The organism is Microbacterium sp. NPDC057944, from assembly GCF_042887445.1.
In the GTDB taxonomy this organism is placed as follows: Bacteria; Actinomycetota; Actinomycetes; order Actinomycetales; family Microbacteriaceae; genus Microbacterium; species Microbacterium natoriense.
This window is the reverse complement of record NZ_JBHVPJ010000002.1, coordinates 194,385-214,312: the sequence shown is the minus strand read 5'-3', so window position 1 is coordinate 214,312 and position 19,928 is coordinate 194,385. Positions and strand designations below refer to the sequence as shown.

22 protein-coding genes and 1 tRNA gene are annotated in these 19,928 nt (G+C 67.4%); 6 read left to right on the top strand and 17 right to left on the bottom strand.

Annotation, left to right across the window (positions count from 1 at the left end; all coding sequences use genetic code 11):
- The first annotated feature begins 22 nt into the window (after nt 1-22).
- Genes ACFVRO_RS10420 through ACFVRO_RS10410 form a run of 3 tightly spaced genes read left to right on the top strand, consistent with a single transcriptional unit; the run spans nt 23 to nt 2,577 of the window.
- Nucleotides 23-694 (top strand): DedA family protein, encoded by a 672-nt coding sequence (locus tag ACFVRO_RS10420; RefSeq protein ID WP_344009815.1) that lies wholly within the window; start codon nt 23-25, stop codon nt 692-694.
- A 4-nt stretch (nt 695-698) separates the two neighbouring features.
- Nucleotides 699-1,724 (top strand): App1 family protein, encoded by a 1,026-nt coding sequence (locus ACFVRO_RS10415; protein ID WP_386952004.1) that lies wholly within the window; start codon nt 699-701, stop codon nt 1,722-1,724.
- Nucleotide 1,725: 1 nt separating this feature from the next.
- Nucleotides 1,726-2,577: a 3-methyladenine DNA glycosylase gene (locus ACFVRO_RS10410; RefSeq protein WP_386952002.1), complete on the top strand. Its 852-nt coding sequence runs from the start codon at nt 1,726-1,728 to the stop codon at nt 2,575-2,577.
- Here ACFVRO_RS10410 and ACFVRO_RS10405 read toward each other — a convergent pair.
- Genes ACFVRO_RS10405 through ACFVRO_RS10380 form a run of 6 tightly spaced genes read right to left on the bottom strand, consistent with a single transcriptional unit; the run spans nt 2,555 to nt 7,370 of the window.
- The gene (locus ACFVRO_RS10405; protein ID WP_386951999.1) at nt 2,555-3,775 is read right to left on the bottom strand and encodes a glycoside hydrolase family 3 N-terminal domain-containing protein; all 1,221 of its coding nucleotides are present in this window, start codon (nt 3,773-3,775) and stop codon (nt 2,555-2,557) included. The genes ACFVRO_RS10410 and ACFVRO_RS10405 overlap by 23 nt on opposite strands.
- Nucleotides 3,775-4,431, bottom strand: a complete 657-nt coding sequence (locus ACFVRO_RS10400; RefSeq protein WP_386951996.1) for an SDR family oxidoreductase — start codon at nt 4,429-4,431, stop codon at nt 3,775-3,777. Before ACFVRO_RS10400 ends, ACFVRO_RS10405 begins: the two co-directional genes overlap by 1 nt.
- Before the next feature lie 28 nt (nt 4,432-4,459).
- A complete protein-coding gene (locus tag ACFVRO_RS10395; protein WP_386951994.1) occupies nt 4,460-4,987 on the bottom strand; it encodes a hypothetical protein in 528 nt (175 codons plus the stop codon).
- Nucleotides 4,984-5,775 carry a hypothetical protein gene (locus ACFVRO_RS10390; RefSeq protein WP_386951991.1) on the bottom strand — a complete coding sequence of 264 codons (792 nt, stop codon included), beginning with the start codon at nt 5,773-5,775 and terminating at the stop codon, nt 4,984-4,986. The genes ACFVRO_RS10395 and ACFVRO_RS10390 overlap by 4 nt, the downstream gene beginning before the upstream one ends.
- A gap of 46 nt (nt 5,776-5,821) precedes the next feature.
- A complete protein-coding gene (locus ACFVRO_RS10385) occupies nt 5,822-6,895 on the bottom strand; it encodes an NAD(P)-binding domain-containing protein (protein WP_386951989.1) in 1,074 nt (357 codons plus the stop codon).
- Nucleotides 6,896-6,929: 34 nt separating this feature from the next.
- Nucleotides 6,930-7,370 (bottom strand): GNAT family N-acetyltransferase, encoded by a 441-nt coding sequence (locus ACFVRO_RS10380; RefSeq protein WP_386951986.1) that lies wholly within the window; start codon nt 7,368-7,370, stop codon nt 6,930-6,932.
- A 107-nt stretch (nt 7,371-7,477) separates the two neighbouring features.
- Between ACFVRO_RS10380 and ACFVRO_RS10375 the strand changes: the two genes are divergently transcribed.
- Both ACFVRO_RS10375 and ACFVRO_RS10370 read left to right on the top strand, forming a co-directional pair.
- Nucleotides 7,478-7,550, top strand: a tRNA-Ala gene (locus ACFVRO_RS10375).
- Between the two features lie 581 nt (nt 7,551-8,131).
- Nucleotides 8,132-10,429, top strand: coding sequence for an NACHT domain-containing protein (locus ACFVRO_RS10370; RefSeq protein ID WP_386951984.1), 2,298 nt, complete (start codon nt 8,132-8,134; stop codon nt 10,427-10,429).
- A 156-nt stretch (nt 10,430-10,585) separates the two neighbouring features.
- Here the strand turns inward: ACFVRO_RS10370 and ACFVRO_RS10365 are convergent, their stop codons facing one another.
- Nucleotides 10,586-11,245 carry a TIR domain-containing protein gene (locus ACFVRO_RS10365; RefSeq protein ID WP_386951981.1) on the bottom strand — a complete coding sequence of 220 codons (660 nt, stop codon included), beginning with the start codon at nt 11,243-11,245 and terminating at the stop codon, nt 10,586-10,588.
- Between the two features lie 169 nt (nt 11,246-11,414).
- Here ACFVRO_RS10365 and ACFVRO_RS10360 point away from each other — a divergent pair, with 169 nt between their 5' ends.
- Nucleotides 11,415-12,287: a hypothetical protein gene (locus ACFVRO_RS10360; RefSeq protein ID WP_386951978.1), complete on the top strand. Its 873-nt coding sequence runs from the start codon at nt 11,415-11,417 to the stop codon at nt 12,285-12,287.
- Nucleotides 12,288-12,491: 204 nt separating this feature from the next.
- Here ACFVRO_RS10360 and ACFVRO_RS10355 read toward each other — a convergent pair whose 3' ends face one another.
- From ACFVRO_RS10355 to rpmA, 10 genes are all read right to left on the bottom strand, one after another.
- Complete coding sequence (locus tag ACFVRO_RS10355) at nt 12,492-12,776, bottom strand: hypothetical protein (RefSeq protein ID WP_105674499.1); 285 nt, start codon at nt 12,774-12,776, stop codon at nt 12,492-12,494.
- Between the two features lie 101 nt (nt 12,777-12,877).
- Entirely contained in the window at nt 12,878-13,567 is a 690-nt protein-coding gene (locus ACFVRO_RS10350) for an SDR family oxidoreductase (RefSeq protein ID WP_386951976.1), read from the bottom strand.
- A 1-nt stretch (nt 13,568) separates the two neighbouring features.
- A complete protein-coding gene (gene rsfS, locus ACFVRO_RS10345; protein ID WP_105674495.1) occupies nt 13,569-13,940 on the bottom strand; it encodes a ribosome silencing factor in 372 nt (123 codons plus the stop codon).
- Between the two features lie 4 nt (nt 13,941-13,944).
- A complete protein-coding gene (locus ACFVRO_RS10340) occupies nt 13,945-15,162 on the bottom strand; it encodes a hypothetical protein (RefSeq protein WP_386951974.1) in 1,218 nt (405 codons plus the stop codon).
- A complete protein-coding gene (nadD, locus tag ACFVRO_RS10335; protein WP_105674489.1) occupies nt 15,159-15,761 on the bottom strand; it encodes a nicotinate-nucleotide adenylyltransferase in 603 nt (200 codons plus the stop codon). The genes ACFVRO_RS10340 and nadD overlap by 4 nt, the downstream gene beginning before the upstream one ends.
- Nucleotides 15,762-15,767: 6 nt before the next feature.
- Nucleotides 15,768-15,992: a hypothetical protein gene (locus ACFVRO_RS10330; RefSeq protein WP_105674487.1), complete on the bottom strand. Its 225-nt coding sequence runs from the start codon at nt 15,990-15,992 to the stop codon at nt 15,768-15,770.
- Between the two features lie 52 nt (nt 15,993-16,044).
- Nucleotides 16,045-17,298, bottom strand: coding sequence for a glutamate-5-semialdehyde dehydrogenase (locus tag ACFVRO_RS10325; RefSeq protein WP_386951971.1), 1,254 nt, complete (start codon nt 17,296-17,298; stop codon nt 16,045-16,047).
- A gap of 9 nt (nt 17,299-17,307) precedes the next feature.
- A complete protein-coding gene (gene proB, locus ACFVRO_RS10320; RefSeq protein ID WP_105674483.1) occupies nt 17,308-18,093 on the bottom strand; it encodes a glutamate 5-kinase in 786 nt (261 codons plus the stop codon).
- Entirely contained in the window at nt 18,090-19,589 is a 1,500-nt protein-coding gene (gene obgE / locus ACFVRO_RS10315; RefSeq protein ID WP_386951968.1) for a GTPase ObgE, read from the bottom strand. Before obgE ends, proB begins: the two co-directional genes overlap by 4 nt.
- 75 nt (nt 19,590-19,664) lie before the next feature.
- Complete coding sequence (gene rpmA / locus ACFVRO_RS10310; protein ID WP_017202370.1) at nt 19,665-19,922, bottom strand: 50S ribosomal protein L27; 258 nt, start codon at nt 19,920-19,922, stop codon at nt 19,665-19,667.
- Between the last annotated feature and the right edge of the window lie 6 nt (nt 19,923-19,928).

The window sequence follows — 19,928 nt, the reverse complement described above, 5'->3', positions numbered from 1 at the left end:
GTGCCTCCCGTACTCTCATGACATGGATGGGTTCCTGCTCTGGCTTCTCGACACCGTGCAGTCGATCGATCCGGTCGCACGCACCCTGATCGCGGGACTGGCGGTCATGCTCGAGACGAGCATCCTCATCGGGCTCATCTTCCCCGGAGACACCGTGGTGATCATCGCGTCGATGGGCGTCTCCAGCCCGACCGAGGCGGTCGCCATGGTGATCGCCGTCGTGGTGGGCGCGCTGATCGGCGAGAGCATCGGCTTCGTGCTGGGCCGCTGGCTCGGTCCGCACATCCGCACGTCCTGGATCGGCAGGAAGGTCGGCGAGCACAACTGGGTCAGGGCGGAGACCTATCTCGCCCGTCGTGGAGGCATCGCGATCTTCCTCTCCCGCTTCCTTCCCGTGCTGCACTCCCTGGTGCCGCTCACCGTGGGGATGAGCGGCTACTCCTATCGCCGCTTCCTCGCGTGGACCGCGCCGGCTTGTCTGCTGTGGGCGACGGCCTATGTGAGCGTCACCTCCCTCGCCGCGGGGAGCTTCCGCGAGATGGTCGACCGCGTGCACTTCGCGGGGTACATCTTCGTCGGCGTCATCGCGCTGTTCCTCATACTCATCGTCGTGGGCAAGAAGGTGCTGACCCGCCTCGAGGCGCGTCACCTCGACACCACGGAAGCGGACGCGGGCGCCGACGTGAAAGACTGAGGCAATGGCCTCTGCACCCCCGGCCCCCAGGATCCACTGGTTCGCCCGTCTCGAGCACCGCTTCCACGTGTGGCGAGAGGGTCGAGCGCGCCGTCGGGGACGCACAGCCACGATCGTCCCGTTCCCCGGCTACGGGGGTCCCGGCTGGGTTCGTGTGGTCGGGCGGGTGCTCATCGTCCCGCCGCAGCGCCGCACACGAGACGGCGAACCGGCGAGCGTCCGCGGCTGGCGCAGCTTCGTCAGCATCCCCGTGAGCTTCGCGAAGGTCACGGTGCGGATCGGAGACGCGACTCATGACGTGGTGGCCGACCGCGGCGGCGTGATCGACGCCGTCATCGACGCCGACCTCCCCGCCGGCTGGCAGACGTTCACCGTCACCGTCGAGGGGCAGCCTCCCGTCGACGCCACCGCGTTCATCGTCGGAGAGGAGACCCGCTTCGGCGTCGTGTCCGACGTGGACGACACCGTCATGGTCACCGCACTCCCCCGCCCGTTCATCGCCGCGTGGAACTCCTTCGTCGTCGACGAGCACGCCCGCCTCCCCGTACCGGGCATGGCGGTGCTGCTCGACCAGCTGCTCCGCCAGCATCCCGGCGCCCCCATGGTCTATCTCTCCACCGGTGCCTGGAACGTCGCTCCGACGCTCACGCGCTTCCTCGGGCGTCATCTGTTCCCGACGGGCTCGATGCTGCTCACCGACTGGGGTCCGACGCACGACCGGTGGTTCCGCAGCGGACGCGAGCACAAGCTCACCAACCTGCGCCGTCTGGCCGCCGAGTTCCCCCACGTGCAGTGGTTGCTCATCGGCGACGACGGGCAGCACGACGAGTCCATCTACTCCGAGTTCATGGACGAGCACCCCGACTCCGTCGCCGGCGTCGCGATCCGTCGACTCCTCCCCGCCGAGGCGGTCCTCGCCGGAGGACGCACCGGCAAGGAGGAGCACTCCGAGCACGTCGCGCCCTGGGTGAGCGCTGAGGACGGCGCCGGTCTGCGCGATCTGCTCGGCGAAGCCGGCATCCTGCACTGACATGTCCCTCACCCGGTCCGAGTGGACGGAGCGCGAACAGGCGCACCAGCGGAGAGCGGACGCCCTCACCGCGGCGCGCCGCGATCGTGCGTCCCGTCGCGAGAAGCACCCGGTGTGGGACTTCCTCTTCACGTATTACGCCTACAAGCCCGCGCAGCTGCGGCGCTGGCACCCCGGGGCGGGCGTCATCATCGACGACGCCCCCGAGCGCATCGGCTGGCGGTGGTACACCCCCGCGGGATCGGGCCTGACGCCGGACGCGTCCGCGTTCGCAGCGGCCAAGCCGGAGCTCGCGGCCCTCATCGAGCGGATGCTGCGTCGCACTGCGGCGCGACCCGGCCAGTTCGGCTGCTTCGGGCTGCACGAGTGGGCCATGGTGTACCGCCAGGACGAGCACAGGCACCCCGTGCCGCTGCGACTCGGACAGGCGGGAACGGATGCCGTCGTCGAGAACCACGATCTGCGCTGCACGCACTTCGACGCGTTCCGGTTCTTCACCCCCGAGGCCGTACCGCGGAACCGCAGATCGCTCACCCGCGAGGATCAGCCGCTCTTCGAGCAGCCGGGGTGCCTGCACGCCGGCATGGACCTGTACAAGTGGGCCATGAAGCTCGGGCCGCTCGTCCCCGGAGAGCTGCTGCTCGACGCGTTCGAGCTCGCCCGCGACATCCGGCTCCTCGACATGGAGGCCGCCCCGTATGATCTGTCGGCGTGGGATGTCGTGCCCGTGCCCATCGAGACCGTCGAGGGCAAGGCCGAGTACGTGCGACGCCAGCGCGGATTCGCCGAGCGCGGCGCAGCGCTGCGCTCGGCCCTGCTCGACGCCTGGCTCAGTTCACCGGTTCGCACGTAGGGCACAGCGTCCAGTCGGCCGACGTCGCCGACAGTCGCAGGCGCAGGGTCAGCACGCGCGTCGCGGCGTCGGCGAGGCGCTCTGCGGAGAGCGTCCCGCTCTCGACGGCGGCGACGATGCCCGCGACCATCTGACCCGCGGTCTCGGGTGTGGAGCCCGCGACCATCAGCACGAGGTCGTTGCCCGCCGCGAGGGCCGCCACGGCGTTGGCGACGGGATCACGGTACTCGGGGATGCCGGAGGACTGCAGCATCCCGAGATCGTCGGTCACGATCACCCCGCGGAAACCCAGCTCGTCACGGGCGATCTCATGCCAGCGCGCCGAGAGGGAGGCCGGCGCGGCGTCGACCGCGGTGTAGGCCAGGTGCCCGAACATGAGCAGCGACGCCCCCGCGTCGACGCCGGCGACGACGGGCAGGGCGTCGGATGCGCGCCACTGCTCGAGGCTCTCGTCGGTCGTGGGGATGGCGTGATGCGAGTCCCCGGGGGCCGCCCCATGCCCCGGGAAGTGCTTCAGGGTCGACGCGACGAACGACTCCTGGGCGGTCGTCGCCGCGGCGACCCTCTCCGCGGCGCCCTGAGGATCCGTGCCGAGTGCACGCCCGTAGATGAACGACGAGGGGTCGGCGGTCACGTCGGCGATCGTGCCGAAGTCCACGTCGATGCCCGACTGGGCGACGAGAGCGCCTCGGGCGGAGAACGCGGCGGAGGTCGCCTCCACGGGGAGGCCCTTCAGCGTCCGGGACGACGCGTAGCCGTCGGCCGGCAGACGGGAGACCAGACCTCCCTCCTGGTCCACGGCGATGAGCGGCGGCAGCGACGGATCGACGACGAGAGCAGCCGTCAGCGTCTCCAGCTCGGCGGAGGTCGCGGGGATGTTCGCCCCCATCAGGATGAACCCGCCGAGGCCCTGCGACATATAGGCGGTCAGCGCGGCGGCATCCGTCGAGGGGATGTGCCCCATGACGACGCTCGCCGCCTGCTCGGCGGTGGTCATGCCCGCGACCGTCCGAGCGGCGTCCGCACCGGGTCCGTCCTGGGTCGGCGCAGACGCAGTGGTGGGCGGAGCCGTCGTCGCGGGTGGAGGCGTCGTCGCGGGTGGAGGCGAAGAGGCGGCGGCACCGAGCACCGGAGTGCACAGCCCCGTGAGCACGATCGCCGCCACGACCGAGAGCCACCGGGCGCGGCGCGCGCGCATCAGCTCGACAGCGCCTCGACGATCGGCGCCGAGGCCTCGGGGGTGCCGTTGCCGAAGCGGATCGTGCGGCCGATCGTCGACATGTCGGAGAGTGTCTCGGCGATCACCGCGGCGACGTCGGCCCGCGACACCGCCCCTCGGCCATCAGGATCGATCCGGATCCGCCCGGTGGGTTCCTCGAACGTCAGCGTGCCCGGGGCGAGGACCGTGCCCTCCAGCTCGGTGCCGCGGAGGTGCTCGTCTGCCGCCCACTTCGCGTCGGCGTAGGGGAAGAAGTCCGCTCCCTCGGGGACGCCGTGATCGGCGGTCGAACCGAGCCAGGACACCATCACGTATCGGCGCACCCCGGCGATGGCCGCGGCATCCATCGTGCGGATCGCCGCGTCGCGGTCGACGGCGTAGGTGCGCTGCGGATCGCCCCCGCCGGCGCCGGCCGACCAGACGACGGCGTCGTGCCCGCGGATGAGCTCTGCCAGGGCCGCCGTGTCGAGGCTCTCGACGTCGGCGACGAGGGCGTGCGCTCCCCCGGCTTCGACCTCTGCGACGTGGTCGGGATTCCGGATGACGGAGGTCACCTCGTCGCCGCGGGCGACGAGGAGCGGTGCGAGCAGGAGCGCGATACGGCCGTGGCCGCCGAAGACGATGACGCGAGGCATGCTCTCACCCTACGCTCGTGTTCCGACGTCAGCGCTGCCCTCTCGCGCTGTCGATCACGAACGCCTGCGGATGGCCGGGCAGGTATCGCACGGTGACCGGATCCCCGGAGGGGAGGTAGACGTCGCGGTCGGGGTACACGGCGGGCGTGAAGAAGTTGCTCTCCAGCGTGTACTCGACCCCATCGGATGCCGTGAAGGTCACCCAGTCGCCGTCTCTCGTCGCCTGCGCGGTCTCGCCGTGCTCGTAGATGTAGGCCCGGGTCACCGGCACTCCGGTGAGGCTCAGAATGCCGATCACGAGGTTCGCGAGCATCAGGAATGCGAGGATGCGGAACGTGATCCTCGCGACGCGACCCCGGGTGCGACCACGGGGAGGGCGCTGATCGTGCAGCAGCCCTTCGCGCTCCCTGACCCGGCGCAGCGCGCTCACCGGGCTCGCACCGCTCACCGACATGGCGAAGAGGCCGAGGATCGAGAACCCCGCGATGAACACCATCGCGTAGCCGTGGGATGCCGGGAAGTTCACCAGCCAGATCAGGGTGTCCAGCACGTTCATCGCCCCGCCTCCTTCTCGACGGTGACCGCCACGGTCTGCGGATCCTCCCGGCGGTAGAACGCCCACAGGGGCGCGCCGACCTGGAAGTGCGACAGCGCCTCGGGGTAGACGAACGCGGTGGTGTCGGCCTCCCAGGTCGCCGCGCCCTCCGGCGCCATCAGCACCGTGAGCGCGAGCTCGCTCTGCCCTTCGAGGCGTCGGCCTGTGGGCCGCATCGCCAGGACGGATGCCGGGACCTGCGTGCCGGTCGTCCGCGCCCGCACGAGACGCGGGTCGAGAAGCCCGCGTTCGATACGCCACGTCAGCATCGCCTCGCGCACGACGGGATCGGTCATGTCCGCCAGCTCGACGGTGTCCTGGTCGGTGAGGCTGTAGCGGACCGGGATCGGCTGGCCCACCTGCAGGCTCCCGGCGTCGGTCGCCTCGACGAGCATCCGCAGCTGGCTGACGAACTCCCCACCGGAGCCCGGCGCCACGCGGATGAAGATGTCGTACTGCGGCACGTCGTTCACCGTGAGACCGGTGCGGGTCACCTCGACGATGCGGCCGACGCCGATCTGCGAGTCGCCGCGCACCCGCTTGCGGCGCCCGAGACCCGACATCGTCCCCCCGAACGTGAGGATCAGGCCCCAGGCGACGCCGATGAGGATCGGCCCTCCCAGCGTGTCCTCTCCCGAGAAGGGCAGGATCGACTCGCGCTGGTTCACCCCGAACAGCCCTTCACCCGTCCATACGACGAGCCAGGCCGACAGCAGCAGCCAGATGATCAGGAACGCGATGCGCAGCATCGCCCCAGAATATCGGCGCGAGCCCACAAGTACAGGGACGCGTGGGTCAGTGCGCGGTCGTGCTCTCGGCCGGCTTCGCCATGAGCACTCGCTGGACGCCCTTCGCGGCGGAACGCCCTGCGCGATTCGCGCCGATGGTGCTCGCGGAAGGGCCGTAACCGACGAGCTGCACGCGGGGGTCCGCCACGGACGTCGTGCCGCGACCGCCGTGGTCCAGTTGGATGCCGCCCGCCGCGGAGCGCAGGTGCAGCGGTGCGAGGTGGCCTATCGCAGGCCGGAATCCCGTCGCCCAGAGGATGACGTCGACGCGCTCGAAGGACCCGTCGGCCCAGCGAACGCCGTCCGGCTCGATGCGCTCGAACATCGGGCGCCGAGCCGCATAGGCGCCGAGCCTCTCTGCCTCGCGCTCCTGGGGTCGCAGCATGAGGCCGGTGACGCTCACGACGCTCTCGGGCGGGAGCCCGCGAGCCACGCGCTGCTCAACCAGGGCGACAGCGGCGGCGCCGGCCTCCGGCGTGAAGTCGTCGGTGCGCCAGACGGGCTCACGACGGGTCGCCCACAGGGTCTCGGTGAGTGGGGCGAGGGCGCCGAGGAACTGCACGGCCGACGCTCCCCCGCCGACGACCAGCACCCGCTTGTCGACGAAATGCGCGGGACCCGGGTAGTCGACGGTGTGCAGCTGCTCGCCGAGGAAGGTCTCCATGCCCGGGTAGTGGGGCAGGAACGGGTGCGTCCACGTGCCGGTCCCGTTCACCAGCGTGCGGGTCCGCCACTCGCGATCACCTGCTCTGACCACGAGGATGCCGTCCTCATCGTCCACGCGGTCCACCCGGACCGGTCGCACGACGGGCAGCGCGTGCGCCCGCTCGTACGCTGCGAAGTACGCGGGCACCGCCTGGTTGGCTCGCTGATCATCTCGCGGCGGCGGCGTGTCTCCGGGGAGCTCGGCCACCCCGTGCACATCACGCATCGTCAGGGCGTCCCAGCGGTGCCTCCACGCTCCACCCGGCTCATCGTCGGCGTCGAGCACGACGTGGCGGATGCCGAGGCGCATCAGATGGTACGACGTCGACAGGCCGGCCTGGCCGGCGCCGATCACGAGACTGTCGAGGATGCTCACGCCGAGGTCAACATCCGCAGCATCCGCGTTGTTCCTAGAGGTCGATCTCGTAGTGGGTGTAGCCGGTGTGCGTCGCGACGCTGTCGTAGAGGCGTCGAGCGGTGGTGTTGCCCTCCTGCGTGAGCCAGTACACCTTGGACGAGCCGTGCGCCCGCGCCCAGTCCTGCACGTGCGAGATGAGAGCGCGCCCCGTCCCGCCGCCGCGGACGTCGGGCACCACGAAGAGGTCTTCGAGGTAGCAGTAGCCCGCGGGGCTCCACGTCGCCGCGTGAGTGAGCCAGTGCACCAGACCGATCGCACGGCCCTCGTCATCGCGTGCGAGCGCCCCGTGCAGCTCCTGATCCTCGGCGATCCGACGGAACGTGGTGCGCGAGATCTCCTCCGCCACATCGGACTCGTAGAACGTCAGGTATCCGTTCCACAGCGCGAACCACTCGTCGAAGTCTGCCGGGGTGATCGCGTGGATGCTCGTCATGCGCCCAGCCTAGAACGACGCGCCCGGGATCGAGCGCCGGATTGGTGCTGATGCCGACACCTGTAGTACGCTTTTCGAGTTGCCCCGGAAGGATCGGGGCAACAGATGGGCCTGTGGCGCAGCTGGTAGCGCACCTGCATGGCATGCAGGGGGTCAGGGGTTCGAGTCCCCTCAGGTCCACAACGAAACCCGCGAGAGATCGCGGGTTTCTTGGTTTCTGCGGCTGGTGCAGAGTCTTCAAGACTTTCGCAGTGAGGACGTCGCGAAAGTCTTGAGGCATGGTCATCCACGACTAAATACCGCTCGTCGCCATCAGCAAGCGCACCTCGCGCATAGAGGTGTCATGACGACAACAGACAACTGCGCAAGAGCGTCGCGAGCACGATTGCCGACAAGGGACGCCTCCGGGCGGCAGCGGACACGCTAGGACACAAAGAGAGCCGGGTTACCGAAGACCACTACGCCAAGGGGATGAAGCAGGCACCTGACATGCGGCACGTGCTGAACGACTTGGCGCCATGGGCGACGCATGATTCTGCCGAAGTCGGTCCCCTCAGTCTTGAACGATATGCCTGACCGCGCGTCGCCTGTCGTCAGCTCCTCCCCTGTGGACGCGGTAGCACGATGCAATCGTGACTCGAGGAACGGTTGGAGGCGCACTGAGTCCGATGCTCAGGTCGCGCACTCAAGTTACGGGTTCCCCACTAGAGTGTCGAGCACGAGCACCGGAACGAGCTCGCAAGAAGTCAGACAGGAGCACCGTGAGCCCCAAGCAATCGCACTTCGAGGAAGAAGAGCAGTTTGAAGCAGAAGTATTGCGAGTCTCGCGCGCGCTCTGGGCTAGGGAGCGACCGTTCCAGGGCTCAGCGATGTTGGATGGCCTCGAACGTGACGGGATATTCATCGGGCCCGACATGATCGCTGTCGTGGAAGCGACAGTGTCACGTCGTTTGGACAAAGCCGCCAAGGATGGCGACAAGATTAAGGTGGCATGCGAAAAGCTGTCAAAGCAACACCCAATGAAGGCGGTTAAGGGATTCTTTGTGACCCGCGATGAACCAACGGCAGAGCAGCGTGGTTACATCGACAAGCTCCGAGCAGGTATAGCGGTCCTCAGCTTCGCTCAGCTAAGGGCGCAACTCATCAACTCACGCGAGTATCTTTCGACTCGTGAGACTTATCCGTTCGGTTCAGCGCGGAACCCCGCAACTGGCGATACCACGGACCTCGACAAGTACATCAACATGGGTTTCCTAGAGTCGTCTGTCGGCAACTCCAAAACGGTGTCAGCAAATGACATCGCAGACCGCGTGAGCAGTGGCGCAGCCACCGTCCTGCTCGGTGACTTCGGCGCGGGCAAGAGCATGACCCTTCGGGAAGTTCACAAACGTCTCGCGGCCAAACATTCGAAGCAACCGGGGACGCCTTTCCCAGTCTCGCTCAACCTGCGAGACCATCAGGGCCAAAAGGACCCGGATGAGGCACTGCGTCGTCACGCACTGACCATCGGGTTCGACGAAGGAACGAAGCTGGTTCGTGCCTGGCGGGCGGGCGAGATTCATCTCTTACTCGACGGGTTCGACGAAATCGCCACCTCAGGGTGGCTCGGTCAAGCTCCAAACCTTAAGGCCGTTCGGCACCGCTCGGTGGAACTGGTACGCAAGTTTGTCGACCAAAGCCCCAGCGGTTCCGGACTACTAGTGAGCGGGCGGGAACATCTCTTCGACTCGCATCAAGAGATGCTCAACGCCTTGGGTTTGACCGTTCACAAACCCGTCGTCCTGAAGACAGACGAGTTTAGCCAGGAGCAGGTCACGCAGTACTTGACGCAAAGCGGTTGGAGCGGAGCGCTTCCTGAGTGGCTACCGTCGAGACCGCTTCTCCTTGGGTATCTGGCCGCATCGGGCTCGCTTGAGGGCATGGTCGCGGAGCAGCCGGTTAGCGCGGCGGAGGGATGGAACATCCTTCTGGACCGTATCTGCCAACGCGAGGCGAAGATTGAGCTAGGTCTTGATGGCGATACCGTTCGGCGGGTGTTGGAACGACTCGCGACTGTCGCTCGGTCCCGTGGGGACGGATTGGGCCCCTTGCGACCGGACGACCTCGCTGAGGCATTCAAGCAGGTTTGCGGCTACGACCTAGATGAAGGCTCGTACGTCATTATTCAGCGGATGCCCGGGCTAGGAGTGCTTGACCCTGTTGACGGAGCCCGACACTTCGTCGACGCCGACCTCGGTGACGCCGCTCGGGCTGGCGACCTAATCCGGCTGATTCATAGTCCAGCCGACGGAGTAGCATCTCGAGATGAGTATGCCGACATGGCGCCCATCGGCGCGCTTGGGCTAGACGTTGCGGCACTCATTGCGCACGAACAGGGGCTCGACTCATCAACCTCGTTCGGCGCGGCCGTTGTCCTCGATAGGGCTGGACGGCGCGACGCCTACGTTCTCGACTGTGTCGCGCTGGCGCTGCGCATGGGCGCGACCACAAGCCCACCCAACCTCACCATCAACGAGGTCTCGATTGACACCTTGCACTTCGACGACAGCGATGTGGACCTGTCCAACATAAGCTTCCAGTCGTGCCTGATTGCCACGCTGGACTTGACTGAGTTTGACGGCAACCACACGTTGCCGGTCTTTTCAAACTGCATGGTGGAGAGGGTCTTGGGAGCTGGCACCCCAGAGGCCCTGCCCTCAGATACCTTCATCGGATGCACCTTCGGTTCGTTCGACGCTTCGACCCGCACGACCCGGGGCATTCTCGCGATGCCCGGGCTTTCCGACCGGCAGAAGGTGCTGTTGTCGATTCTGAAGAAGGTGTACTTGCAAGCCGGCGGTGGTCGACGCGAAGGGGCGTTCGCGAGGGGACTCGACCTAGCGCAGCGCAACCTTGTCGGAGCTACCCTGGATGCTCTCATTGCTGAAGGCTTGCTCGTGAAAACCAAGGCTGGCACCAACGTCATATACGCAGCCGTTCGAGGTCAAGCTAAGCGTGCACGCGACATGCTCGCCGCCGGTGCTGCAGGAAACGACAGCTTGTTCCTCGCGGCACGATGACGGTCTCGGAGTTAGGAACCTTCATGAACCGACGGAGCGGGTGTACAGTCGCGCTGTTCTCTCGGAGAAGAAACCATTGTTGCGCGGCGACCCTCGCGGTGCTTCAAGTAGAGACTGGGTTGGAGTGCAGCCCTCGTACGAGACGATTGTCTTGTACTAGGGACTTCGCTGTAGGTGGGACTCGCTGATGGGTTGACGAACCCTATAATTTAGCCGTAGACCGTGCGCGCGGAGGTCCTTTGCGAATGCGCGCAACTGCTCCCTTGCTTGCTCTTCCTTGCCCACCGACAGGGTGTGCTTCGCCCCCGCCCAGTCAACCAAGCGGAGCGTCGTCGTGCGGGTCTTGAAAACCCATCCCTGTGCGTCTGCGCTACGGCAGACACTGTCGAGCTCCGACGCCAGCGCGTGGGTGGAACGCACCAGGCGCTCTGTCTCAGTCGGGTTCGCCCGAAGGACCCCTAGCGCCTTCACACGATTCGTGATGGCCAAGACTGGGTCGTTGAGCGCGGCCCGAAGGTTTCCGTCTGCTCGCGGTCGATACGAAGCGTAGGTAGGCCCTGCGACGTCGGATGGAAGTTGCAGATTCTTATCCGTGCGGTCCGCGACAAGAAATGTCCGGCTGCGACCCAGCGCGCACATGAACAGTCCCAGGGCGAAAATCACGTTGTCCCGAAGAGCGTTCGCCGTCTCTCCTCTCCGACTAGTTGTGTCGTCTGGTATCACAAGCAGCACAGCGAAATCCGAGTTCGAAGCGGCAGCCAGAAGGGACTCGAGGGAGTACGAAGAAAGCTCGAAGATATGTCCTCGTCCCAGCAAGTGTCCTCACATGCGACCAACTTCTCCAGTTCGCTCTGAAGATATCGAGCGGTCTGAATGTTCTCCGACGAGGAACCTATGAAGACCCGAGGCGATGATTCAGACAAACTCGCACACTCCCGGAGAGCGACACAGTCCTCTTCAGAGGCTCTCGACTACGCTCAGTCAGATGCCCCTCCCCTTCATCCCGAGCCGGCGCGAGGCTCAACTCATCTCGCGCGCACTACTGTCCGTAGCGCGCGCCCTCGAGGAGACGATCGGAGATTGTATGAGCGCCAGTCCGCCAGAACAGTCCCAGGCCAGCGTCTGGTTCCGTTCACGAGACCCATCGGATGTTGCGAAGCATGTGATGCAGGGCTTCCTTGCTGTGGAGTTTGCGACCCTGTCGGCGGCGGACCACCTCCGCGGGCTCAACGTCCTCGTACGGAGCGTGCCGCCCCTCACCACATCGGCTGTAACGCTCGCTCGAGGCGCCTTAGAGTCCACTGCCAAGGCGTGGTACTTCACAACCGCTCCTAACGTGACCGAATTCCTATTGCGCTACCTCTCCTCGCGACACGCCGAATATCGTTACCCGATGCACTTCAATGAATCATTGCTGAGTCTCGGCGGCGAAGAAGTCGACCCCACGGAGGGCGCTGCCGAGACGCTCCGCGAGCTTTCCCGCCTGGGATTCGCCAGACCTGAGAAGGTGGACATCTCATCGAGGGTTGCGGCGCTACTGGACGCGGCCGATGGCAGCGAGGGCGGGCGAAAGAACTACTCGGGCTTATCGTCCGTGGCCCATGCCGAGCACATCGGGCTCGCCAACTTTTACTCATTCGACCGCGAGGCAAACCGGGGAAAGTTGACCCTCCGTCGCGAGCTCATCCTAGAGCTTGTTTCGGTCCTGGTGCTGGCAGCCATCCAGCACCTTGCGGAGTTGTGCAGAGTTTTCGGCGACCAAGCTCCGCACATTGCACGCCTTGAAGCAACGTCAGAGCGAGCGATGGGTGCCGTGCTCTCGTTGTTCGACGGTGCCGAGCGCGATGCCTCCCGCTAGCACACGGCCTGCGCAAGTCTTGAGCAAGTCTTCAACCACGGCCAGGCACAACCAACCACAACCTCGGAACGAACACGCACCGCGGAACACGGGGGTTCGCGAGGAACCAAGAGGTTGCATGGCATGCAGGGGGTCAGGGGTTCGAGTCCCCTCAGGTCCACCGAGAAAGCCCCTGGTTCGCCAGGGGCTTTTCCCGTCTCCGCGTCAGCGTGCCCGAGGCGGCGGGCGGTGCGGGATCGGCACCGGCCGCGTCGCTCTGCTCGTCCCCTGGATCCGTTCGATCTGCTCGAGCACCTCGAACGGGGTGCCGTAGGTGCTCGACAGCGGGAGCTCCCTGAGCCACACCACCTCGACCTCCGTCGGGGCGAGCTCGTACACGCAGGCGACGACATGCCGGGTGTCGTCCGCCTCGTAGCGCAGGTCGTTGATCACCCACTCGGACGGCGTGAGGCGATGCAGCACGAAGCGCGGATCAGGATCGACGGACATCTGGTGGGCCCTCCAAGACTCTCTCCCCGTGAGGGAGTCTCGCCCAGCGGATGCCGCGACGGAAGACCCTTGACATCCGGGCCGCTCCGAGACAGCGACTCTCAGCCGTTCGGTCGGACCGTCAGCTCCGTGAGGTGGGCGTCGTCGGGGAGATCGAGCGCCAGGAGAATCGTCTCGGCGACGGACTCGGGGGCGATGAACCGCGAGGGATCGTACTCGCGCCCCTCCTGCTGGTGCACGCGCTCCTGCATGGGCGTCGCTGTGCGCCCCGGGTAGATCGAGGTGACCTTGACCCCGTGCTCGGCCTCTTCGGCCCGCAGAGCGTCGGCCAGGGCCTTCAGACCGTGCTTGGACGCGGCGTACGCCGACCATCCGGCATGGGCGTGCAGCCCTGCACCCGAGTTCACGAACACCACGCGGCTCTGCGACACCCGCAGCACCGGAAGGAGGAGCCTCGTCAGCTCGGCCGGTCCCACCAGGTTGACCGCGAGCTGCTGCTCCCACAGCGAGGGCGGAAGGTCGGCGACGGAACCGAGGTCGACGACGCCCGCGACGTGGATCAGCGAGTCGAGCCGATCGGGAAGAGCCTGCTTCGACAGCGCCCACGACAGACGACCCGGAACGGCGAGGTCACCGACGAGCGTGGACGCACCGGGGAACCGCTCGGCGAGCTGCCGGGCGCGCCCGGCATCCCTGACCAGCAGGATCACCTCGTCGCCGCGGTCGAGCAGCCGACGGGCGACCACCGCACCGATGCCGGAGCCCGCTCCGGTGATCAGGTGCGCAGCCATGTCAGGCGGGGTCGGCGGCGAGCTCGAACGGGACCACGGGGCAGTCCTTCCACAGGCGCTCGAGGCCGTAGTAGACCCGCTCCTCCTGGTGGAAGACGTGCACGATGAGGTCACCGAAGTCGAGCAGCACCCAGCGGGCCTCCGCACGTCCCTCACGGCGGACCCGCTTGTGTCCGGACTCGATGAGCTTGTCCTCGATCTCGTCGGCGATGGCGGCGACGTTGCGCTCGCTGTTGCCCGTGACGAGCAGGAAGATGTCGACGAGCGGCAGCGGCTCCGACACGTTGAGCGCGACCAGATCCTCTCCGCCCTTGCTGACGGCGGCGTCTACTGCGAGCTGCAGCATCTCTTCGGCGGTTTCAGGTGATTGCATCAGATCAGATCAGTTTCGTGGTGAGAGCGATGACCACGACGACGCCCACCGCGAGGGCGAGACCACCCGCCACGATTATCAGGGTGAGCATGAGTTTGTTGCCCTTTTCGGGCGCCGGCGGACGGATGACCTCGCCGGCGGGCTTGATGGTGCTGATCGCCGAGCTGGCGGCGATCGGTGTGGGAGAGGATGCAGGGGGCAGCTCTCCGTCGATGAGCACGGCGTCGACGTCCTTGCCGTCGGCGATGCCGTGTGCGTGGCCCTGCGAGCCGATGCCCTGGGGCAGCTCGTAGGAGCCGGTGACGAGGATCTCGCCCGTGGACGCGACAGGACCGTCGAGCGTGGCCTCCCCCGACGGAGGGTTGAAGATCAGGGTGTTGGAGGCGGAGTGCTGGGAGCCGCTGGAGTCGTTCGACGTGAGCAGCTCGTCGAACGACGGCACGGTCAGCTTCTGCGCCTCGGCGTCATCGGCGAGCAGTCCGCTGCCGAACTCGGGGCTGACGGTCGGGCGCTCGTCTTCGGAGATAACGTCGTCATCCCCCGCCGCGGCGTCGGCGAGGACGTCATCCTCGTCGTGTTCGTCCTCCGGCTCCTCGACCTCGATGCCGAGGGCGGCGACGGCCACAACGGGATCGTCGTCGACGTGCCCCAGGTCGATCTCCACCGGCTCTGCAGCGCTCTCGGCGTTGGCGTGCATCGGCACGTCGCCGGCGGTCTCGACGGCCGCCGCCGCACTCACGGGGGCGACGTCGACCTGATCGCCGAGGTCGTCGTCGAGGTCGTCGTCGGAAGAGCCCGGGACAGGCGGAGCGAAGGTGGGAACCGCTGAGACGATCTCCTCGGCCGGAGCTTCCTCGACGACCTCGGCCTCGACGGCCTCGATGGCGTCGGCCTCGTCGTCCGCGGCATCCGCAGCGCTGTCATCCTCGACGTCTCCGCCGATCACCGGCACGGAGGCGGTCTTGATGCGCTCCTGCTCGCGGGCCTGTCGGCGAGTGAGCGGAGCGGAGCCCGGATCGACATCGGCATCCACAACGGGAGCGTGCGCGACGTCGACGGGCTCGGCGGCACGCGGAAGCGGCGGTGCAGGGGGGATCGTCGGCGCCGCGGCGGCGGCCGCGGCCTCCTCCTCCGTGATGACCGGGGTCGAACCCGTCAACCGGATCTCCCGCAGCTGCTTTCGCGTCAGCGGACCCTGCTCCTGCTGATCCGATGTACTCATGCCTTGCTCCGATACAGATGATGCTTCGCGATGTATTGAACGACCCCGTCGGGAACGAGGTACCAGACCGGCTCTCCGTCGTGCACCCGCTCACGGCAGGCCGTCGATGAGATCGACAGCGCCGGAACCTCGAGCTGGCTGACGTCACCGGGTGGGAGGCCGTCTGTGCTCAGGACATGCCCTGGGCGAGAGACCGCGACGAAATGGGCCAGCTCCCACAACTCATCATGGTCCCTCCAACTGAGAATTTGCGCCACGGCGTCGGCTCCGGTGATGAAGAAGAGCTCCGCATCCGGCCGGTCGCGCTTGAGGTCGCGCAGGGTGTCGATCGTGTAGGTCGGGCCCTCGCGGTCGATGTCGACCCGGCTGACCGTGAACTGCGGGTTGGATGCCGTCGCGATCACGGTCATCAGATAGCGGTGCTCGCTGGGCGTGACGTCGGACTTCTGCCAGGGAACTCCCGTCGGCACGAAGACGACCTCGTCGAGGCCGAAGGAGTGCGCGACCTCGCTGGCGGCAACCAGGTGCCCGTGATGGATCGGATCGAACGTCCCGCCCATCACGCCGATGCGCGCCGGGCGCGAGGTCGTGGTGCTCATGTGGGCCTAGTGGCCGTGTCCTGCCTCGTGGCCGTCTTTGCCGTGCTTCGCGGCGAACGCCTCGGCCTTCGCCGAGTGGCGGTTGGCGACGTTCTTGTAGGAGAGCGTGACCAGCGCGAGCGCGGTGAACACGATCACGGCGACGATGCCGAAGATCACGGTCTCGAGCGGGATGTTGCCCTCATGCTCGGCTTCGGCAGCGGCCATCGCGATCTGTGCGACGAGGTTCATCCTGGCTCCAATTCATGACCTTCGGGCGGTACAGCGCCCCCTAGTCTAGTCCTCAGCCGCGGGTCTGCCCTGATCCACGCGCCAACCACTTCGTGCTGGTCAGCTCGGCGAGCCCCATCGGGCCTCGAGCGTGCAGCTTCTGCGTCGAGATGCCCACCTCGGCGCCGAACCCGAACTCCCCGCCGTCGGTGAAGCGCGTGGAGGCGTTCGCCATCACGACGGCGGAGTCCACCTCCGCCAGGAAGCGCTCGATGCTGCGGGAATCGGTGGAGATGATCGACTCGGTGTGCCCGGTGCTGTAGCGCCGGATGTGCTCCAGCGCGTCGTCGAGCGAGTCGACGACCTTCATCGCGATGTCGAGGCTGAGGTACTCGGTCGCCCAGTCCTCCTCGGTCGCCGGGATCACGTTCGACACGAGCCCCGCGACGATGTCGTCTCCGTGGATCGCGACGCCCTCGCTCTGCAGGGCGCTCGCAACGAGAGGGATGAGGCGCGGGGCTGCCTGGCGGTGCACCAGCACCGTCTCGACCGCATTGCACACGCTGGGACGCTGCACCTTCGCGTTCACGACGATGTCGCGCGCCCAGTCGTCTGGCGCGCTCTCATCGAGCACGATGTGCACGACGCCAGCGCCGGTCTCGATGACGGGGACGGTGGACTCGGTGACGACGGTCTCGATGAGGCCGGCGCTGCCGCGGGGCACGAGCACGTCGATGAACCCGCGGCCGTGCATGAGGGCCTTGGCGCCGTCGCGACCGAAGTCGTCGACGGTCTGGATGGCCTCGGCGGTGAGGCCGGCGCCTTCGAGGGCCTCGCGCATGATCGCGACGAGGACGGTATTCGACTCCAGGGCGGCGCTGCCGCCGCGGAGGACGACGGCGTTGCCGGAACGCAATGCCAGAGCGGCGATGTCGACCGTGACGTTGGGGCGCGCCTCGTAGATCGCGCCGACGACCCCGAACGGCACCCTGACCTGCTCGAGCGAGACGCCGTTCGGCATCCGATGCCCTCCGACGACCCGTCCGACGGGGTCGGCGAGGGCGGCGACCTCACGGACGGCTGCGGCGAGGGCCGACACCCGCTTCTCGTCGAGACGGAGCCGGTCGATCAGCGATTCGCCGATGCCGCTCTCCCGACCCCGGACGATGTCCGCGGCGTTCGCCTCGATGATGCGCGGCGCGTTCTGCTCGAGCGCCACGGCGATCGATTCGAGGACGCGGGCCTTGTCGTCGCTGGTGAGCGCGGCGGTGGCGCGGGAGGCCTCCTTGGCGCGCTCCAGGCGCACCTGCGGGGTCAGGTCGGTCATCCCGTCAGTCTAGGAGACCGCGGGCGCGAACCAGGTCCCTATTTCGGCGCCCGCAAGGGCCTGGTCGACGAGGTCAGCGCTCGTCACGAGAACGCCGATCCCCGATGCCGCCGCGAGACGCGCGGCGGAGACCTTGGTGGCCGCTCCCCCGGTGCCGACGCTGTTGACGACCGTCGAGCCGAACTCCAGACCCGACAGATCGGCGTCGGGAGCGACCACGTCGATGGGCTCGGCGCCAGGGTCGGTCGGCGGCTTCGTGTACAGCGACTCGATGTCGCTGAGCAGCACGAGCGCGTCGGCCTCGATCAGCTGTGCGACGAGCGCACCCAGCCGGTCGTTGTCGCCGAAGCGGATCTCCTGCGTCGCCACGGTGTCGTTCTCGTTCACGATGGGGAGGATGCGCAGTCCGAGAAGCCGCTCCATCGCCCGTCGGGCGTTGCTGCGCGACGTCGGGTTCTCCAGGTCGCCCGTGGTGAGGAGCACCTGCCCCGCGACGATGTCGAAGGGGCGCATGGCCTCCTGATACCGGTAGACGAGGATGTTCTGCCCGACCGCCGCTGCGGCCTGCTGCGTGGCGAGGTCGGTCGGACGCGCGTCGAGGCGGAGGAACGGGATGCCGGTGGCGATGGCGCCCGAGGAGACGAGGATGACCTCGCACCCACGCGCATGAGCGGCGGCGAGAGCCTCCACGAGAACCGGGATCCGCCACGAGGCCTCACCGCTGATCGACGAGGATCCCACCTTGACGACGATGCGGGACGCCGTCGCGATGTCCGCCCTGGTGCGGGCGGTCACTTCTCATCCTCGCGGTATGCCGCGAGACGCTGAGCCTCCACCTCCGCACGAGCCTCGGCCTTGGCATCCATGCGCTCGTAGTACTGCTCACGACGCTCGGAGGTGGTGCGGCGCGCGTTCGGCGCCAGACGCGGGTCGGTGCCACGAGGAGCCGCCATCAGCTCGGCGGCGGAGGTCATCGTCGGCTCCCAGTCGAAGACGATGCTGTCGCCCTCGCCGATCACGACGGTGGAGCCCTGCACGGCGCCCAGACGGAACAGCTCGTCCTCGACGCCCAGCTTCTCGAGTCGGTCGGCGAGGAAGCCCACGGCCTCCTCGTTCTGGAAGTCGGTCTGCTGCACCCAGCGCACCGGCTTCTCGCCGAGGATGCGGTAGATGTTGCCGTACGTGCCGCCCTCGACGCGGATCGAGAAGTCCTTCTTCGAACCCCGAGGGCGGATGACGACGCGCTCCGGCGGCGTCTCGAGAGCGGCCTCGGCCCGGTGCTTGTCGACGATCTCGCCCAGCGCGAAGGTGAGCGGACGGAGCCCCTCGTGGGAGACCGTGGAGATCTCGAACACGCGGAAGCCGCGGGCCTCGAGCTCGGGGCGCACGAGCTCGGCGAGATCGCGGGCCTCCGGCACGTCGACCTTGTTCAGAGCGATGAGCTGCGGGCGCTCCAGGAGCGGAGTCTGCCCCTCGGGGACCTCGTATGCCGCGAGCTCGGCGAGGATGACGTCGAGATCGGAGATCGGGTCGCGCCCCGGTTCGAGAGTGGCGCAGTCGAGGACGTGCAGCAGCGCGGAGCAGCGCTCGACGTGACGGAGGAACTCGAGGCCGAGCCCGCGCCCCTCGCTCGCGCCCTCGATGAGACCGGGCACATCGGCGACCGTGTAGCGGAAGTCGCCCTGCTGCACGACGCCGAGGTTGGGGTGCAGCGTGGTGAACGGGTAGTCGGCGATCTTCGGGCGCGCCGCGGAGATCGCACCGATCAGGCTCGACTTGCCAGCCGACGGGTAGCCCACGAGAGCGACGTCGGCGACGGTCTTGAGCTCGAGGACGACATCGCCCTCGTAGCCGGGAGTGCCGAGGAGTGCGAAGCCTGGAGCCTTGCGCTTCGGAGTGGCGAGGGCGGCATTGCCCAGACCGCCCTGTCCTCCCGCGGCGACGACGAAGCGCTCCCCCGGGATGATCATGTCGATCAGGACCTCGCCCGCGGGGTTCTTCACCACGGTGCCGACCGGAACCAGAAGCTCCAGCGTCTCGCCGAGGAATCCGGAGCGGTGGTCGCCCATGCCGGGGCCGCCGTTGCCGGAGGAGCGGTGCGGCGAGTGGTGATACGACAGCAGGGTGCCCGTCTGTGGATCGGCGACGAGCACGACGTCGCCGCCGTCTCCGCCGTTGCCGCCGTCGGGGCCGCCGAGCGGCTTGAACTTCTCGCGGTGCACGGAGACACAGCCGTTGCCGCCCTTGCCCGCGCGCAGATGCAGCGTCACGGTGTCGACGAAGGTGACCATGTCTCTCTCCTCATAGACGAATTCGGGGCGGGCCGAAGCCCGCCCCGAATCGGATGTAGATGTGTCGTGCTGCGATTACTCAGCAGCGGCGACGATGTTGACGACCTTGCGGCCGCCCTTCGCGCCGAACTCGACCGCACCGGCGGCGAGAGCGAACAGCGTGTCGTCGCCACCACGGCCGACGTTCACGCCGGGGTGGAAGTGCGTGCCGCGCTGGCGGACGATGATCTCGCCGGCGAGGACCTGCTGGCCGCCGAAGCGCTTGACGCCGAGTCGCTGTGCGTTGGAGTCACGACCGTTGCGGGTGGAGCTTGCGCCCTTTTTGTGTGCCATGTCCTG